Origin of the sequence: Domibacillus indicus, from assembly GCF_000970685.1 — a bacterium.
Taxonomy (GTDB): Bacteria; Bacillota; Bacilli; order Bacillales; family Domibacillaceae; genus Domibacillus; species Domibacillus indicus.
This window is the reverse complement of the sequence record NZ_LAJB01000024.1, coordinates 38,278-55,162: the sequence shown is the minus strand read 5'-3', so window position 1 is coordinate 55,162 and position 16,885 is coordinate 38,278. Positions and strand designations below refer to the sequence as shown.

The following is a 16,885-nucleotide window of genomic DNA, read 5'->3' as shown; positions in this document are numbered from 1 at the left end:
TTTGAAATACGGGGTGTATTTCAAATAGAAGTAAAAATTAAAACGTTGACGTTTTTATTGATTTTGTTCAGTTTTCAATGTTCAATGTTCAATGTTCAATTTATTGCTCTTCAGTAACTTTTATATAATACCATTCGTTCTCTTTAAGTGTCAATACTTTTTTAAAAGACATTTTATCACTCGAATTGACTCGTAACGGCAAGACTTAATTTAACATGCATTAGAATAAAAGGTCAATACTTTTTCTTCTTTTTTTGTTTTTTTTTCATATAATCTTTCATACCACTTTAAAACGGGGGCTGAAGCTGTGATGCCTTGGTTATTTATTCGAATAAAACAATTAAAATGGGCCATGCTTTTTCTTTTCTCCGCCACCTTTTTCCTGATGACGATCCCTCCACCTTCAGAACAGCCGGCAGTTTCCTTTGTTGATGAGCCTGCAGCTGTTTACAAAGGGGACAAGCATGTAGCATTAACTGTAAATATGAAAGGCTCTGAGAAGAATACCGCCAGGCTGATAAACTTCTTCATTAAGCACAAGGTAAATGCTTCTTTTTTTGTAACGTCTGCCTGGCTGAAAAAACATCCTAAAACAGCAAAGCTTCTTGCAGACCGTGCTTTTGACATTGGTGTTCTGTTAACAGATATATCAGATGAGAAAGCGATTGAGAAGGAAATTGTTTCTGTTCAAAATATCCTGGCATCTCATCGTAAGGATAAAATACTTTATGTGCGAGCAGAGGAAGACACTGAAGAGGTGCCAAAAATCAGCGCTTCGCATGGTTACTTAACCGTTCAGTGGAGTGTTGATCTAGCAAAGAGCCCCCCTTCTGAATTTGTGCGGCACGTTGAAAAAGGCGATATTGTGCTGCTGAACCCTAAAGAAGATTTACGTATTACTGAAAAATGGCTGTCTCTTTTATTGAAGAAGGAGAAGGTAGTCAGTTTGTCCGAAATGACGGGCGGGGAAACAGAAATTGAATATGTTCCATAAAAAACCTCGAAAGCAGAAATTCACGCTGCTTTCGAGGTCTTTTGATTGTATTTGGGAAGCATAAGCAGCTGAAACGCATTGCATGGCAGGATTGTGAACAGCATTAAATACAGCCAGCTTTTTTCATTCGCCTGCAAAACAGGGAGCCATTCCAGAGTGGTGACAACAACCATAAAGAAAAGAGCCGCAATAAATACATTTTTGCTTTTTCCTTTTGCTTTTATGTATGCTGTGATTAACCCAAAGATAAGTAAAATTGCAGCTAATACCAGGTAAGAGCCAAGCGTTTCCCCTTTGCTGAATGCCTCAAAGCGAAAATAAACAAGGTCAAATAATACAACAACGATTAAAGCAATTTGGATAAAATTCCAATAAGAGCGGAATAAGCCAAGACCAAACTGGTGAATTGTTAAATACGCGAAAAAGCCCATCTGGCTGATAACACTAAATGTAAATCCGACCCCAATGAGCCAGGTTAAAACAGACAGTATTTCTTTCCACTCCCCTCCTGTAAATAACGGGGAAAATTCATTCCAGCGGATAATAAAACCTAATATACCGGTTACTGCTCCGCCGATCAGCAGTGTATGTGTGAAAAAGCGGATCCAATTTCGTATACCCACGTACAATCCTCCTGTATGTTCTTCTATTTCGATTGTACCAATATGCGCTTTCATGTGCCATGAACATTTTTTGTCCGTTCATGAAAACTTATATGCGCGCCAATGTCTCCAGCTTCACTTTCAAAAACCTGCCGCGCTTGTGCGGCCGTCAGCAGCGATAGCAAGACAGCACAAAAAAAGCTTCCGGGCGGCTTGCCCGGAAGTTTTTCATTTCAAGAAAGCTTCTTGTCCAGCTTTTCAGCGATATCTTGATAAATGACGCCCAGCCGATGGTCTTCAGCATAAACGGAAGGAGCAAAGTCTTCTTCATTCCATTCCGGCTGCTCAAGCGGCAGTCGGCCAAGTAAATCTGTACGCAGTTCATCAGCCAGCTTGTCACCGCCGCCGCGTCCAAAAATATATTCTTTTTCGCCTGTTGTTTTGCTTTCAAAGTACGCCATGTTTTCAATTACACCAACAATTTCGTGATCTGTCTGCAGGGCCATCGCTCCGGCACGGGCTGCAACAAAGGCCGCAGTCGGGTGCGGTGTTGATACAATAACTTCTTTACAATGAGGCAGGATTGTATGCACATCAAGCGCCACATCTCCTGTGCCTGGAGGCAGATCAAGAAGCAAATAGTCGAGATCTCCCCATTCTACTTCCTTGAAGAAGTTATTCAGCATTTTGCCAAGCATCGGCCCCCGCCAAATAACCGGTGCATTGTCATCAACAAAAAAGCCCATTGAAATGACTTTAACGCCGAAACGGTCGACAGGAAAAATCTTTTCACCGCGCACAACCGGCCGTGTTGTAATTCCCATCATATCCGGCACGCTGAATCCGTAAATATCTGCATCCACAAGACCGACCTTCTTGCCGAGACGCGCAAGCGCTACAGCAAGATTGACAGATACGGTTGATTTACCGACGCCGCCTTTTCCGCTGGCAATCGCCAAAAAGGTTGTTTCGCTGTTTGGCGACAAAAGGTCTTCATCTTTCCCTTGAGCATCTGCGCCGCGAAATTTCGCAATGGTTTCCTCAGGCAATTCTTTAAAGCGGATACCTACTGTTTCCACACCCGCTTCTTTCAGCGTATTAACAATGCGCATTTGAAGCTGGAGCTGTTCTGGCGTACCCGTTTGCGCAATAGCTACCTTTACGCTGACATGGTTTTTTTCTTCTTTTATTGATACTTCTTCAACGCCGCCTGTTTCCGCAAGTTTTTTATGTAAAAATGGGTCTTCAAGGGCATTCACGATTTCACGTACTTGCGCTTCTGTAATCATGCGAGCACCATCCTTTAGCTATATATTGTTCTCGCCCATTAGTATAGCATAATCTTTTAAAAAGGATGGGAAACGGTTACTGCTGTGTTAAATAGCGCAAAATCCCGCGGGAAATAGAAGCCGCCGTTTTTTCCTGATAATCAGGGCTTTCCAACAGGCGCCGCTCGGCTGGATTGGATAAAAATCCGATTTCTACAAGCGCCCCTGGAACATCCGCTTCTTTTAAAATATAGACGTGTCCAATTTCAGCAGGCTGGCGGTCTGTATTGCCGAGATTCCCTTTAAGTTCTTTTTGAATGGCTGACGCTATTTCCTTATTTTCTGTTATATGCGGAGAGTAAAAGGTCTGGGCACCCCGCCACTGTTCAGCTGGAATCGCGTTTAAATGAATGCTGATAAACAAATCCGCCTTTGATTCATTAATCAGCTTCTTTCTTTTCTTCAAATCTTCCGTTTTGCGGGTCCGGATGCTTTTCGTTTCTTCACGGGCCAGGTCGGTATCCTCTTCTCGCGTCATTAGGACAACTGCGCCTTGTCCGTTTAAAAATTCCCGGAGCTTTTCTGATACAGAAAGCGCAATATCTTTTTCAAGAGCCGGTTCACTTCCTGCGCCTCCATCCAGGCCGCCATGCCCCGGATCAATCATAACTGTTATGCCATTGAGCGGCGGGCGCCATGTATTAAAAACTGGCTTTACATCGTTATATACAACAGCAGCAGCTACTGCGATCAGAAAAACAAAAAAAAGTTTTTTCATCAGCTCTCCCCCCGTCCATTCCACTATATGAGGGAAATGCTTTCCGCATGAAAAAATCCTTCCTCCGAAAGGGAAAGGGTTGAGACTGTCAGCGTCGAGGCTTCTTTTCATGCTTTTTTACAAAGGAATAGACGTATGTTGTGTTTGTCTTATGGCTTCTTTCTGTTCTTTATCATTAAGATATATGCTTATCTTAAAAGAAAAAACGACTAATAAAAAAGCGATAATAATTCCACCGATTATGTATATAAATTTTTTAAACCATTTTTTCAAAAGAAGATCCCTTCCTCTGTTTCATAATAGCCTTTGAAACACTAAAAAGCACCTTATAATAAGCAGCGGGATTACGGCCAAAAAACTAAAACCCTTTGATGAGCTTTTGGTAATAAGCCAGCCCTGCCTCTCCAAAAAATAATTTTGGGATGCTGATTCCCCTTACTTTATTTGTATTCTTTTTAATACTTTCCATAAAAATTCCAACATGATTATCCAGTATTAATGCGGTCGAACACAGTTTTTCAGCATAAAAAAAAGACCCTTTCCACAGAAGTGAAAAGAGCCTTTGAAACGTAGATATATTAACGTTTTGAGAACTGAGGTGCGCGACGAGCGCCTTTAAGACCGTATTTTTTACGTTCTTTCGCACGTGCATCACGAGTTAGGTAGCCAGCACGTTTTAGTGTTGGACGGAATTCTGGATCAGCTTGCAGAAGAGCGCGGGCGATACCGTGGCGGATTGCTCCAGCCTGGCCAGTATAGCCGCCTCCGTTTACGTTTACGTGTACATCGTAGCTGTTTACTGTTTCAGTCGCAACAAGCGGCTGGTTGATCACAGTACGAAGAGCTTCAAATGGAATATAATCTTCGGCAGTACGGCCGTTGATGATGATTTTACCTTCGCCTGGTACAAGGCGTACGCGGGCTACTGAGCTTTTACGGCGTCCTGTGCCTAAGTATTGAACTTGTGACAATGTCATTTCCTCCTTTTAATTAATTAAATTATCCGCGAAGTTCGTAAACTTCTGGTTTTTGTGCTTCGTGTTTGTGTTCCGCTCCAGCGTAAACGTGAAGCTTTTTGAACATTTGACGTCCTAAAGAACCTTTTGGAAGCATGCCTTTGATTGCAAGCTCAAGCATTCTTTCAGGATTTTTGTCGCGCATTTGGCCAGCAGTCGTTGATTTCAAACCACCTGGATACATGCTGTGACGGTAGTAGATTTTCCCTTGAAGTTTGTTGCCTGTTAATTCGATTTTAGATGCATTAATGATAATGACGTTATCGCCAGTGTCAACATTCGGTGTGAAAGTTGGTTTATGTTTGCCGCGCAAAATAGATGCTACTTCGCTTGAAAGACGGCCCAATGTTTTGCCTTCAGCATCGATTACGAACCATTTACGATCGATTTCGCCTGCTTTAGCCATATAAGTCGTACGCATTATTTACCCTCCTGATTTGTTTATGTTTTACGGTTCCATGTATTTATATCACGAATAAGTTTCCGGGGCTTATCGTGGGGTCAAATAACATACCATATGCTATAATATACCGCTTAAGGTGCATTGTCAAGATAAAATGCAACACTTGGTGAAGTTGTTATGAAAAAGAATTTGAAACAAGCGTTTTCGGCGCACTTTTAAACAATAAAATATTGATTTAATAATGAACCTGCCAGAGGTACAATCCTTCCCCAGGAGCGGTCTGGGCGGCGCAGCCGCGGTCACGCGCCGCCAGGATTCGAACCATCTCATCCGGCTCCAGGCGCCCGTTTCCGACTTTCACAAGCGTTCCCACCATGATCCGAACCATGTTATATAAAAAGCCGCTGCCGGCAAACCGGATTTCCAGATCGGTTCCCTGCTCAAAAAATGAAATGTCTGTGACGGTGCGCACTTTATTTTCCTTATCGCTTTTCGTTGAACAAAAAGATGTAAAGTCGTGCTCACCAAGTAAATAAGCTGAGGCTTCTTTCATGCGCTTTACATCCAGCGGATACGGATAATGATACGCGTGTACGATACGGAAGGGGTCACGGTAAGGCGTCCGGTAAAGACGGTACCGGTACTCCTTGCCGGTTACCGAGTAGCGGGCATGAAACGTATCCGGCACCTCTTCTGTTCGTTTCACCGATATATCGCCTGGCAGCTCTCCGTTCAGTGCGCGGGCCCAACGTTCCGCCGGCATTAAGATAGGTGTATCAAAATGAATAACCTGCCCCATCGCGTGCACCCCGGCATCTGTCCGGCCGGAAGCATGCGTTTTAATCGGAACTTTTTTATGAATCTTCCATAACGCCTTCTCGAGCTCCTGCTGTACGGTCCGGCCTTTCGGCTGAGACTGGTACCCGGAGAAGCGCGATCCGTCGTACATAAGCTCACATTTAATTCGCTTCATATTAACCTCCATTTAACCTCCATCAGCTTCTCAGTGCGAACAAAGCGGCTGCCAGCCCGATTAAAAACAAAAGAGCCAGCGTATCACGCATATGCCATGCCAGCAGGCGGTATTTCGTCCGCCCTTCACCGCCTTTATAGCCGCGCGCTTCCATTGCCACTGCCAGCTCCTCCGCACGCTTGAAGGCACTCACGAACAGCGGAACCAAAAGAGGAATAACGGCTTTTACACGATTTGAAAGCGAACCGCTTGTAAAATCAGCTCCACGGGCCATTTGTGCTTTCATAATTTTATCCGTTTCATCCAGAAGAGTCGGGATAAAGCGAAGGGATATGGACATCATCAACGCAAGCTCATGAACAGGCACTTTGACTTTTTTCAATGGACCGAATAAAGACTCTATGCCATCGGTTACCGAAATCGGCGGCGTGGTCAGCGTTAAAAGAGATGTAACAAGGATTAGCAGAAAAAAACGCAGAGCGATAAAAATCCCTTTTATAACGCCGCCTTTATAAATGCTTAAAAAGCCGATTTGTGCGAGAATGTCTCCTTCTTTTGTAAAAAAGACATGAAGAAAAAAGGTAAATAAAATAATAATAATGACCGGCTTTAAACCTGCAATCAAAAATTGGATCTTCACGCGCGCCAACAAGATCACAATGAGTGTAAAAACGCCAAGCAGTGCATATGTGAAAAAGTTGTTTGCTAAAAAAACAATTAGCACAAAGCCGAAGATAAATAGCAGCTTTGCCCGTGGATCCATTCGATGGACAACTGAATCAGCCGGCAAGTAGCGTCCCAGAATCATTTTTTCCATCATCAGCTTTCACCGCGCAGCCGGCTGATTTCTCTGGCAAGCTCTTCAGGGGTTAAACAAAGATGGCCAAGCGGGCGGCCTAGCTTTTCTTCAAATAAGCGCTGAAAGCGAACAGTTTCCGGTACATCAAGCCCAATTGCCGTTAAGTCTGGACCATCGCTGAAAATTTCACAAGGAGTCCCTGTTTTATAAACACGGCCTTTATGCATCATAACAATTCGATCTGCATAGCGTGCTGCATCTTCCATACTGTGTGTAACAAGAACGCATGTCATGCCTTTTTCTTTCTGCAATGAAGCAAACATCTCCATCATATCATGCCGGCCGCGTGGATCGAGCCCTGCAGTCGGCTCATCTAATACAAGAACCTCGGGCTGCATCGCCAGCACTCCAGCGACCGCAACACGGCGCATCTGGCCGCCTGAGAGATCAAAAGGCGAGCGTTCCAGCACATGTTCCGGCAGTCCAACTAAAGCAAGTGCCTCGCGCGCACGCTCCTTCGCTTCTCCCTCTGATACACCAAAGTTTACCGGGCCAAAACAGATATCTTTTTCTACGGTTTCTTCAAAAAGCTGATGCTCTGGAAATTGAAAAACAATCCCGACACGGCGCCGGATTTCCTTTAAGTTCTTTTCCTTCCGGCCCGCCGCAATCGTTCGGCTGCCAATCTGAATTTCCCCTTTTAACGGCTTTAACAGAACATTTAAATGTTGAAGGACCGTCGATTTTCCAGAGCCTGTGTGTCCGATAATCGCTGTGTACCCGCCGGATGGAATATCAAAAGACACTTCTGTAATAGCCAGCCTTTCAAAAGGTGTTCCGGCTGCATAACGGTATTCTACTTCGCGAAGTTTAATGTCCATATCTCTCTCACCAGCTCTTCTTCGTTAAAATGACGCTGCGTCAGCAGCAGTCCTTCATCTGCCAGCAGCTGGCTCAGCTGGACCGAAAACGGCACCCCGAGACCAAGTTTGAGCAAGTCCTTGTCCATTTGAAAAATCTCCCTGGGTGTCCCTTCTGTATAAAGATTGCCTTCGTTTAATACGATTACTCTGTCCGCTTTTGCCGCTTCCTCAAGATCATGCGTGATAGAAATAACCGTGAGTCCTTCTTTTTCTTTTAATTCCCGAATGGTTTCCATCACTTCTTCACGCCCTGATGGATCGAGCATAGAAGTAGCTTCATCCAGCAAAATGATATCCGGCCGAAGGGCAATGACGCTGGCGATGGCTACCCGCTGCTTTTGGCCGCCAGAAAGATGGTGTGGCTCTTGATTCAGAAAAGCAGCCATGCCGACTTTTTCAAGTGCCGACAGCACGCGTTCTTTCATCTCTGCCTGTTCAACACCGGCGTTTTCCAACCCAAAAGCCACATCATCCTGTACAGTTGTACCGACAAATTGATTATCAGGGTTTTGAAAAACCATCCCGAGTTTCTCTCTTATCAGCCAAACATTCTCTTCTGAAAGGATTAAACCGCCAATCGTCACATTTCCTGTTTGAGGATAGTGCAGCCCGTTTAACATTTTTGCAAGCGTTGACTTTCCTGAACCGTTATGGCCGACAATGGCCAGCCACTCGCCTTTTTCTACATGTAATGAAATGTTCTGAAGGGCGAAGGAAGTTTGATTCGGGTATTGAAAGGATACTTTTTCAATTGCAATCACTGTTTCCACCAGCGGACCCTCCTCTTTTTCGGCAAATAAAAAAAGCCCGCACCCCAAACCGAAGAATCACTCTCTTCTTGCTGCTTTCTTGCAGCGTGGCAGGGGTGCATGAGCTAGACGGGACGCACATAAAGCGCCGGGGTACGCCCATCGTAACGCTCTAAGCTTGTTGTAACGAAAAGGGCGGGCATTTGATAATTAAGCCTTGGGATGTAACGCCTTGTTGAATAAGACGAGCAGCCGTCAAAGCCGAGTATTACCAAATTTCACACTTTTCTAAGTTATAAAAAAAGGGCAAAACAAAGCAACGTTCGTTTTGTTCTGCCCATTTCGCGGTCTTAAGGAGCTTATACTAGCTCAATAATCACCATTGGTGCGCCATCGCCGCGGCGTGGACCAACTTTCATAATACGAGTGTAGCCGCCTTGACGCTCATTATAGCGTGGTGCCACATCATCAAACAATTTTTGAAGTGCGTAAACTGGCTGTTCTTTTGTTTTGCCGTTTTTCTCTACTTCATTTGTAGAAGCGACTTCGTGACGAAGGAATGCAGCAGCCTGACGGCGGGCATGCAAATCACCACGTTTACCGAGTGTAATCATTTTTTCCACAACTGAGCGCAATTCTTTTGCACGTGCTTCAGTCGTTTCAATGCGTTCGCTGATGATAAGATCTGTTGTCAAATCGCGAAGCATCGCTTTGCGCTGAGCGCTTGTACGTCCTAGCTTTCTGTAAGCCATGAAGATACCCTCCTTTATTGATGTCGTTTAGTTATCAGTCTTCTTTTCGTAAGCCGAGGCCAAGCTCATCCAGTTTCGCTTTTACTTCTTCAAGTGATTTACGGCCAAGGTTGCGGACTTTCATCATATCGTCTTCGCTCTTGTTCGCAAGTTCTTGAACAGTATTAATACCAGCGCGCTTCAAGCAGTTATAAGAACGGACAGACAAGTCAAGTTCTTCGATCGTCATCTCAAGCACTTTTTCTTTCTGATCCTCTTCTTTTTCCACCATGATTTCCGCATGCTGTGCTTCATCTGTTAACCCTACGAAAATGTTAAGATGTTCAGTTAAAATCTTCGCACCTAGAGAAATCGCTTCTTTTGGTCCGATGCTGCCATCTGTCCAAACGTCCAGTGACAATTTATCAAAGTTTGAAAGCTGCCCGACACGCGTATTTTCCACCTGGAAGTTTACACGTGATACAGGTGTATAGATGGAGTCGATCGCAATGACGCCGATTGGATGATCTTCTTTTTTGTTGTGATCAGCCCGGTTGTACCCTCTGCCGCGTTGTGCCGTCAAACGCATACGGAAATTGGCATTTTCACCCAATGTCGCAATATGCAGATCCGGATTTAAAATTTCCACATCGCTGTCATGAGTAATGTCGGCAGCCGTTACAGTTCCAGGACCTTGAACATCGATTTCAAGCGTTTTTTCCTCATCAGAGTAAATTTTCAACGCAAGCTTCTTAATGTTCAAAATGATCGACGTAACATCTTCTACGACGCCTTCGATTGTTGAGAATTCGTGCAGTACACCATCAATTTGAATGGCTGTTACTGCGGCACCCGGAAGTGAAGATAATAAAATACGACGCAAGGAGTTTCCTAGTGTTGTACCATATCCGCGTTCAAGTGGTTCCACGACGAACTTTCCAAACGTAGCATCATCGCTGATCTCAACCGTTTCAATTTTTGGCTTTTCAATTTCGATCATTCCATATTCCCTCCTCGAATACGTCGAAATTCCGGTTACCCGAAATTCCCCATGTTTACCATTCCCGATTTTACAAAACAAGTGGTCAATTCCTGAACAAAACAGTCAATTTTCCATTATAACCGGAATAGTTCTCCTTTATGCAGGAAGATTAAACACGACGACGTTTTGGAGGACGGCAGCCATTGTGAGGTACTGGAGTTACGTCTTTGATTGCAGTAACTTCCAAACCAGCTGCTTGAAGCGCACGAATTGCTGCTTCACGGCCTGAACCAGGACCTTTTACTGTTACTTCAAGAGTTTTCATACCGTGCTCGATTGATGCTTTTGCAGCTGTTTCAGCAGCCATTTGAGCAGCAAACGGAGTAGATTTACGTGATCCTCTGAAACCAAGAGCACCTGCACTTGACCAAGATAGAGCGTTACCGTGAACGTCTGTAATAGTGACGATTGTGTTATTGAACGTTGAGCGAATGTGAGCAATACCAGATTCGATATTTTTTTTCACACGACGCTTGCGAGTTTGTTGTTTACGAGCCATGTTCTAATTCTGCCTCCTTTACCAATTATTTTTTCTTGTTTGCTACAGTTTTACGCGGGCCTTTACGAGTACGCGCGTTGTTTTTTGTGTTCTGTCCACGTACTGGAAGACCACGGCGATGACGGATACCACGGAATGAACCGATTTCCATCAAGCGTTTGATATTAAGAGATACTTCACGACGAAGGTCACCCTCTACTTTTAAGCGGTCAACGATATCACGGATTTTGTTTAGTTCATCTTCCGTTAAATCGCGTACACGAGTGTCTTGAGAAACACCTGCTTCTTCAAGAATTTGTTCAGCAGTTGGTCTGCCAATACCGAAAATATAAGTTAATGAGATAACTACACGCTTATCGCGTGGAATATCAACACCTGCTACACGTGCCATAAAATGTGCACCTCCCTTTAATATTAGCCTTGTTTTTGTTTATGCTTAGGGTTTTCACAAATAACCATAACTTTGCCGCGTCTGCGAATAACTTTGCATTTCTCACAGATTGGCTTAACTGATGGTCTTACTTTCATTTCTCCAACCTCCTTCATAGTCCGGAGCGCCATATATGTTATTTGTAACGGTACGTGATCCGTCCGCGTGTTAAATCATACGGTGAAAGTTCTACAGTTACTTTATCACCAGGCAAGATACGGATAAAATGCATACGGATTTTGCCTGAAACGTGCGCTAAAATAGTATGCCCATTTTCCAATTCTACCTTAAACATGGCGTTTGGCAAAGTTTCAGTGACTGTACCTTCAATTTCAATTACATCGTCTTTCGCCATTTGCTTCATCTCCCTTCACTTTTCATCCGTGTGGCGGATGCCTAGGCTTTCGTTAAAATCTCGAAGCCTGTTTCGGTTATCGCAATTGTATGTTCAAAATGAGCACACATTTTTCCATCCTGGGTAACGACAGTCCAATTATCCTCAAGTGTTTTTACGTAACGACGACCCGCATTAACCATCGGTTCGATCGCGAGCACCATACCGGGTTTTAGTACGGGCCCCTTCCCTGGCGGACCATAATGAGGAATTTGCGGAGCCTCATGGAGGTTCTGCCCGACACCGTGCCCTACATACTCACGAACGATTGAAAAGCCATTCGATTCTACGTACGTTTGAATCGCATGGGAGATGGTAGAAAGACGTTCACCCGGTTTCGCTTTATCAAGTCCAATGTAAAGCGATTCCTCTGTTACGTCGAGAAGCTTCTCCGTCTCAGGTGCAATCCGGCCGACTGCGTATGTCCAGGCCGAGTCGCCATGATACCCCTTATAATAAGCGCCGATATCAATGCTGATAATATCGCCTTCTTTTAATGTGCGGCTGCCGGGAATCCCATGCACGAGCTCTTCATTAACTGAAGTGCAGATGCTGCCTGGAAATCCATTATACCCTTTAAAAGAAGGTGCTGCATCCATGCTTCGAATGAAGCTTTCCGCTAAAGTATCCAGCTCCATCGTACTTATTCCGGGAGAAATATGGTTTTGCAGTTCCTGATGTGTAAGCGCAACAATACGCCCCGCTTCTTTCATAATCTCCAGTTCACGAGGGGTCTTACAAATGATCATTAGTTACGAAGACCTTTAAGGAGCTCGTCAATGTCTTCAAAAACAACATTGATGTCCTGCTGGCCATTAATATTTTTCAAATATCCTTTTTCGCTGTAAAAAGCAAGCAATGGTGCAGTTTGCTTTACATTTACATCGAGGCGGTTCTGAACCGTTTCCGCATTGTCATCTGCACGCTGATACAGTTCACCGCCGCAGCGATCACATGTATCTTCCTGAGATGGCGGGTTAAATACGAGATGATATGTCGCTCCGCAGCTTTTGCAAATACGGCGGCCTGTTAAGCGTCCCATCAAAATGTCCTGGTCGACCTCGACATTAATGACGTAATCAATTTTACGGCCAAGGCCGGCAAGAATGTTCTCGAGCGCTTCTGCCTGCGCTACCGTGCGAGGAAAGCCATCTAGTAAAAAGCCTTCTCCACAATCCGCTTTAGCAAGACGTTCGTTCACAATGCCGATCGTCACTTCATCCGGTACGAGGGCGCCTTTGTCCATAAATGATTTCGCTTTTAAGCCAAGCTCCGTTTCATCCTTCATTGCGGCACGGAACATGTCGCCTGTTGAAATGTGCGGAACACCATACTTTTCAACAATTTTCTCTGCCTGAGTACCTTTACCTGCACCAGGCAATCCCATTAACACGAGATTCATCGATATATCCCCCAGTCTGGCTTACTTCATAAAGCCCTTATAATGACGCTTTACAAGTTGTGCTTCAAGCTGCTTCATTGTTTCAAGTGCCACACCTACGACGATCAAAAGACTAGTACCGCCGATTTGCGCCGCTGGTGGTAGACCCGCGAATTGAATGAAGAAAACAGGCAGCACAGCAACGGCTGAAAGGAAAATTGCCCCGACAAAGGTCAAGCGGTAAAGCACGTTTGTCAAATAATCCTGTGTGTTCTTCCCAGGACGAATACCTGGAATATATCCACCCTGTTTTTTCAAGTTATCTGCAACTTGTTCAGGGTTTACTTGAATAAAAGCATAGAAATACGTAAACGCAACAATCAAAGCAACATAGATCGCCATGCCGATCGGTTTCGTATAGTCAAAGATGTTCTGAATGGTAGACGTCACATCGTTTGATCCAAAAAACGAACTAATCGTCTGAGGCGTGATCAAAAAGGAGATTGCAAAGATAACTGGTATTACACCTGCTGCATTTACTTTGAGTGGAAGATGAGTCGACTGGCCGCCAACCGGCGTCATGCCGCCGCCTGCCCCAACCCGTTTCGCATATTGAATCGGAATTTTCCGCAGTGCCTGCTGAAAGAAAATAACTCCAACAACAATTGCCAGTACCGCAAGCAAGATTAAAAGAAGGACAACAATCCGCAGGAAGAGCTGATCGCCCGCTCCTTCAATTTGTTGTGCATAAATTTGATTTACTGCCCCTGGAATAGCCGCCACGATTCCGGCGAAAATGATAATTGAAATTCCATTGCCGACGCCTTTTGCTGTGATTTGTTCCCCAAGCCACATCAAAAAAGCTGTACCTGCAGTCAACACTAATGCAATAAGCATATAGCCGCCAACACTGCTGTTTTCGACAAGCAATCCGCCATATAAACGGTTAAATCCATATGACATTCCAAAACCTTGAATGAGGCCGAGCACGATTGTAAAGTAACGGGTAAATTGTGTTAATTTTCTCCGGCCTACATCGCCCTGCTTCGACCATTCAGTAAATTTAGGCACAACATCCATCTGCAAAAGCTGTACGATAATGGATGCGGTAATGTAAGGCATAATTCCCATTGCAAGAATTGAGAAGTTTTGAAGCGCTCCTCCGCCGAACGTATTAAGGAATCCAATTAGTCCAGCCTGCTCCTGCATGCGGAGTACATCCGCATTAACATAAGGAACAGGAATGAATGTGCCGATTCGGAACACAATTAACATAAGGAGGGTGAATATAATTTTGTTTCTTATATCACCCACACGCATAAAATTGGAGATTGTGCGAAACATTAGATCACCTCAATCGTACCGCCAGCCGCTTCAATTGCTTCTTTCGCAGCAGCAGAGAATTTGTGAGCTTTAACTGTAAGCTTTTTCTCTACGTTGCCGTTCGCAAGAACTTTGATTCCTGCTTTTTCGCTTTTTACGATGCCGCTTTCGATAAGAAGTTCAGGAGTTACCTCTGTTCCTTCTTCGAAACGATTCAATGTATCGATGTTCACAACTGCGTATTCTTTACGGTTTACATTGGTAAATCCGCGTTTTGGAAGACGACGGAATAAAGGAGTCTGTCCACCCTCAAATCCAAGACGGACACCCCCGCCTGAACGTGCGTTTTGACCTTTATGACCTTTACCTGCCGTTTTACCGTTACCAGAACCTGTACCGCGTCCAACACGGTTGCGCTCTTTACGTGAACCAGCAGCTGGTTTCAATTCATGAAGATTCATGCTCTCTTGCACCTCCTTAGTCTATAAGATGAAATTATTTTTCTGTAACAGTCACAAGATGAGACACTTTGTTGATCATGCCGCGAATTGCCTGGTTATCATTTTGTTCAACCGTTTGATGCATTTTGCGAAGACCAAGTGCCTTAACAGTTTCGCGCTGATCCTTTGAACGTCCGATCAGGCTGCGAGTGAGGGTAATTTGTAATTTTTCAGCCATTATGATTCCCTCCTTATCCTAACAGTTCTTCTACAGACTTGCCGCGAAGTTTTGCTACTTCTTCAGCAGTTTTCAAATCTTTAAGTCCAGCAATTGTAGCACGAACCATGTTGATTGGCGTGTTTGAACCAAGTGATTTGGAGAGGATGTCACCAACACCAGCAAGTTCAAGTACCGCACGGACAGGTCCTCCAGCGATTACTCCAGTACCTTCAGAAGCAGGTTTTAATAATACTTCACCCGCACCAAATTGACCGATTACCTGGTGTGGCAATGTTGTGCCAACCATCGGTACGTGTACAAGATTTTTCTTCGCATCTTCAATTGCTTTACGGATTGCATCTGGAACTTCTTGTGCTTTACCAGTTCCAAAACCGACATTACCATTTTTATCGCCAACGACAACTAGTGCTGTGAAGCGGAAACGACGTCCACCTTTTACAACTTTCGCAACACGGTTGACCGTTACTACGCGTTCTTCAAGTTCGAGTTTGTTTGGATCAATGCGACGCATTAAATGTGTCCCTCCTTTTATTAGAATTGTAGGCCATTTTCACGTGCAGCGTCAGCCAAAGCTTTCACGCGGCCGTGGTAAAGGTAGCCCCCACGGTCGAATACAACAGCAGCGACACCTTTTTCAGTTGCGCGTTTAGCAAGCAATTCGCCGACTTTCGCAGCAGCTTCCTGGTTGCCTGTTGATTCAATACCGAAATCTTTTTCAATAGTTGAAGCACTTGCAAGTGTAACACCATTTGCATCATCAATCAATTGAGCGTAAAGATGCTTATTTGAACGGAATACGTTCAAGCGTGGACGCGCAGCTGTACCAGTGATTTTCGCACGTACACGGGCATGGCGTCTTTTACGCGTTTTATTTTTATCAGCTTTTGTGATCATCCCGAGGTCACTCCTTTCTGATGCCTATGCGGCATTATTTACCTGTTTTACCTTCTTTGCGGCGAACTTGCTCGCCTTCATAACGGATACCTTTGCCTTTATACGGCTCAGGAGGACGAACTTGGCGGATGTTAGCAGCAATTGCGCCAACGCGCTCCTTGTCGATCCCTTTAATGCTGATTTTTGTATTCGCAGGAACATCGATATCAATGCCGTTTTCAGCTTCGAATTCTACCGGGTGAGAGTAACCAACATTCAAAACAAGTTTTGTTCCTTGTTTTTGAGCACGGTAACCGACACCAACCAACTCAAGGTTACGTTCGAATCCTTTTGATACGCCTTCTACCATGTTGGCAAGAAGAGCACGAGTCGTTCCGTGGATTGTACGGTGTTCTTTAGTTTCTGAAGGACGAACAACAGTTACGTTGTTTCCGTCTACTTCGATTGTCAAGTCTTTGTTGAACTGACGAGTCAATTCTCCTTTAGGACCTTTGACAGTCACTTCATTGTTGTTGTTTGTAATCGTTACGCCTTCTGGAAGCTCGATTACTTTTTTACCTACGCGTGACATAGTCGCACCTCCATTCTTTAAAAGATTATTACCAAACGTACGCTAGTACTTCGCCGCCTACTTGTTTAGCACGGGCTTCTTTATCAGTAACTACACCAGTAGATGTAGAAAGGATTGCAATACCAAGGCCGTTAAGTACGCGTGGTACTTCATCAGCTTTCGCATAAACGCGAAGACCTGGTTTAGAAATACGCTTCAAGCCTGTGATTACACGCTCGTTGCCGCTGTATTTCAAGAAAATACGGATAACCCCTTGTTTGTCATCTTCGATAAACTCAACGTCACGCACGAAACCTTCACGTTTTAAGATTTCAGCGATTTCCCGTTTAATATTGGAAGCAGGTACTTCCAGTTTTTCGTGACGAACCATGTTCGCATTACGGATGCGAGTCAGCAAGTCAGCAATCGGATCTGTCATAACCATTTATAATTTA

Annotated in this window: 25 protein-coding genes; 1 reads left to right on the top strand and 24 read right to left on the bottom strand. The window is 44.4% G+C overall.

The features are described 5' to 3' along the window. Positions 1 to 310 precede the first annotated feature (310 nt). Positions 311 to 994, top strand: coding sequence for a polysaccharide deacetylase family protein (locus tag VP98_RS16995; protein ID WP_231584207.1), 684 nt, complete (start codon positions 311 to 313; stop codon positions 992 to 994). Positions 995 to 1,014: 20 nt separating this feature from the next. On the opposite strand, the gene VP98_RS16990 is transcribed toward VP98_RS16995, so the two are convergent. The 24 genes from VP98_RS16990 to rpsH all read right to left on the bottom strand — a co-directional run bounded on the left by VP98_RS16990 (position 1,015) and on the right by rpsH (position 16,875). Then, positions 1,015 to 1,617 carry a KinB-signaling pathway activation protein gene (locus VP98_RS16990; protein ID WP_046176576.1) on the bottom strand — a complete coding sequence of 201 codons (603 nt, stop codon included), beginning with the start codon at positions 1,615 to 1,617 and terminating at the stop codon, positions 1,015 to 1,017. Between the two features lie 212 nt (positions 1,618 to 1,829). After that, complete coding sequence (locus tag VP98_RS16985) at positions 1,830 to 2,885, bottom strand: Mrp/NBP35 family ATP-binding protein (protein WP_046176575.1); 1,056 nt, start codon at positions 2,883 to 2,885, stop codon at positions 1,830 to 1,832. A gap of 76 nt (positions 2,886 to 2,961) precedes the next feature. After that, positions 2,962 to 3,642 (bottom strand): N-acetylmuramoyl-L-alanine amidase CwlD, encoded by a 681-nt coding sequence (gene cwlD, locus VP98_RS16980; RefSeq protein ID WP_046176574.1) that lies wholly within the window; start codon positions 3,640 to 3,642, stop codon positions 2,962 to 2,964. A 578-nt stretch (positions 3,643 to 4,220) separates the two neighbouring features. After that, complete coding sequence (rpsI, locus tag VP98_RS16975) at positions 4,221 to 4,613, bottom strand: 30S ribosomal protein S9 (protein WP_045851882.1); 393 nt, start codon at positions 4,611 to 4,613, stop codon at positions 4,221 to 4,223. A 28-nt stretch (positions 4,614 to 4,641) separates the two neighbouring features. Beyond that, entirely contained in the window at positions 4,642 to 5,079 is a 438-nt protein-coding gene (rplM, locus tag VP98_RS16970; protein WP_046176573.1) for a 50S ribosomal protein L13, read from the bottom strand. A 217-nt stretch (positions 5,080 to 5,296) separates the two neighbouring features. Next, a complete protein-coding gene (gene truA / locus VP98_RS16965) occupies positions 5,297 to 6,034 on the bottom strand; it encodes a tRNA pseudouridine(38-40) synthase TruA (protein WP_046176582.1) in 738 nt (245 codons plus the stop codon). A gap of 22 nt (positions 6,035 to 6,056) precedes the next feature. Next, positions 6,057 to 6,854: an energy-coupling factor transporter transmembrane component T family protein gene (locus VP98_RS16960; RefSeq protein ID WP_046176572.1), complete on the bottom strand. Its 798-nt coding sequence runs from the start codon at positions 6,852 to 6,854 to the stop codon at positions 6,057 to 6,059. Further along, a complete protein-coding gene (locus tag VP98_RS16955; RefSeq protein ID WP_046176571.1) occupies positions 6,854 to 7,714 on the bottom strand; it encodes an energy-coupling factor ABC transporter ATP-binding protein in 861 nt (286 codons plus the stop codon). Before VP98_RS16955 ends, VP98_RS16960 begins: the two co-directional genes overlap by 1 nt. After that, positions 7,690 to 8,529 carry an energy-coupling factor ABC transporter ATP-binding protein gene (locus VP98_RS16950; RefSeq protein ID WP_046176581.1) on the bottom strand — a complete coding sequence of 280 codons (840 nt, stop codon included), beginning with the start codon at positions 8,527 to 8,529 and terminating at the stop codon, positions 7,690 to 7,692. The genes VP98_RS16955 and VP98_RS16950 overlap by 25 nt, the downstream gene beginning before the upstream one ends. A gap of 335 nt (positions 8,530 to 8,864) precedes the next feature. Continuing rightward, positions 8,865 to 9,257: a 50S ribosomal protein L17 gene (gene rplQ / locus VP98_RS16945; RefSeq protein WP_046176570.1), complete on the bottom strand. Its 393-nt coding sequence runs from the start codon at positions 9,255 to 9,257 to the stop codon at positions 8,865 to 8,867. A gap of 34 nt (positions 9,258 to 9,291) precedes the next feature. Continuing rightward, positions 9,292 to 10,236, bottom strand: coding sequence for a DNA-directed RNA polymerase subunit alpha (locus VP98_RS16940; RefSeq protein WP_045851875.1), 945 nt, complete (start codon positions 10,234 to 10,236; stop codon positions 9,292 to 9,294). A 151-nt stretch (positions 10,237 to 10,387) separates the two neighbouring features. Continuing rightward, positions 10,388 to 10,777, bottom strand: coding sequence for a 30S ribosomal protein S11 (gene rpsK, locus VP98_RS16935; protein WP_045851874.1), 390 nt, complete (start codon positions 10,775 to 10,777; stop codon positions 10,388 to 10,390). A 25-nt stretch (positions 10,778 to 10,802) separates the two neighbouring features. Then, positions 10,803 to 11,168: a 30S ribosomal protein S13 gene (gene rpsM, locus VP98_RS16930; protein WP_046176569.1), complete on the bottom strand. Its 366-nt coding sequence runs from the start codon at positions 11,166 to 11,168 to the stop codon at positions 10,803 to 10,805. Positions 11,169 to 11,191: 23 nt separating this feature from the next. Further along, on the bottom strand, positions 11,192 to 11,305 hold the full coding sequence (rpmJ, locus tag VP98_RS16925) for a 50S ribosomal protein L36 (protein ID WP_000868344.1): 114 nt from the start codon (positions 11,303 to 11,305) through the stop codon (positions 11,192 to 11,194). Between the two features lie 38 nt (positions 11,306 to 11,343). Then, a complete protein-coding gene (gene infA, locus VP98_RS16920) occupies positions 11,344 to 11,562 on the bottom strand; it encodes a translation initiation factor IF-1 (RefSeq protein ID WP_018395177.1) in 219 nt (72 codons plus the stop codon). A gap of 41 nt (positions 11,563 to 11,603) precedes the next feature. Then, positions 11,604 to 12,350 (bottom strand): type I methionyl aminopeptidase, encoded by a 747-nt coding sequence (gene map / locus VP98_RS16915; protein ID WP_046176568.1) that lies wholly within the window; start codon positions 12,348 to 12,350, stop codon positions 11,604 to 11,606. Further along, positions 12,350 to 13,003, bottom strand: a complete 654-nt coding sequence (locus VP98_RS16910) for an adenylate kinase (RefSeq protein ID WP_046176567.1) — start codon at positions 13,001 to 13,003, stop codon at positions 12,350 to 12,352. Before VP98_RS16910 ends, map begins: the two co-directional genes overlap by 1 nt. 21 nt (positions 13,004 to 13,024) lie before the next feature. Next, positions 13,025 to 14,326, bottom strand: coding sequence for a preprotein translocase subunit SecY (gene secY, locus VP98_RS16905; protein WP_046176566.1), 1,302 nt, complete (start codon positions 14,324 to 14,326; stop codon positions 13,025 to 13,027). Then, positions 14,326 to 14,766, bottom strand: a complete 441-nt coding sequence (gene rplO, locus VP98_RS16900) for a 50S ribosomal protein L15 (RefSeq protein ID WP_046176565.1) — start codon at positions 14,764 to 14,766, stop codon at positions 14,326 to 14,328. The genes secY and rplO overlap by 1 nt, the downstream gene beginning before the upstream one ends. Positions 14,767 to 14,800: 34 nt before the next feature. Next, on the bottom strand, positions 14,801 to 14,983 hold the full coding sequence (gene rpmD / locus VP98_RS16895) for a 50S ribosomal protein L30 (RefSeq protein WP_046176564.1): 183 nt from the start codon (positions 14,981 to 14,983) through the stop codon (positions 14,801 to 14,803). 13 nt (positions 14,984 to 14,996) lie between these two features. After that, positions 14,997 to 15,497: a 30S ribosomal protein S5 gene (gene rpsE / locus VP98_RS16890; protein ID WP_046176563.1), complete on the bottom strand. Its 501-nt coding sequence runs from the start codon at positions 15,495 to 15,497 to the stop codon at positions 14,997 to 14,999. A 20-nt stretch (positions 15,498 to 15,517) separates the two neighbouring features. Then, positions 15,518 to 15,880, bottom strand: a complete 363-nt coding sequence (rplR, locus tag VP98_RS16885; RefSeq protein WP_046176562.1) for a 50S ribosomal protein L18 — start codon at positions 15,878 to 15,880, stop codon at positions 15,518 to 15,520. A gap of 34 nt (positions 15,881 to 15,914) precedes the next feature. Beyond that, positions 15,915 to 16,451 (bottom strand): 50S ribosomal protein L6, encoded by a 537-nt coding sequence (gene rplF, locus VP98_RS16880; RefSeq protein ID WP_046176561.1) that lies wholly within the window; start codon positions 16,449 to 16,451, stop codon positions 15,915 to 15,917. A gap of 28 nt (positions 16,452 to 16,479) precedes the next feature. After that, on the bottom strand, positions 16,480 to 16,875 hold the full coding sequence (gene rpsH / locus VP98_RS16875; RefSeq protein WP_046176560.1) for a 30S ribosomal protein S8: 396 nt from the start codon (positions 16,873 to 16,875) through the stop codon (positions 16,480 to 16,482). Positions 16,876 to 16,885: the final 10 nt, after the last annotated feature.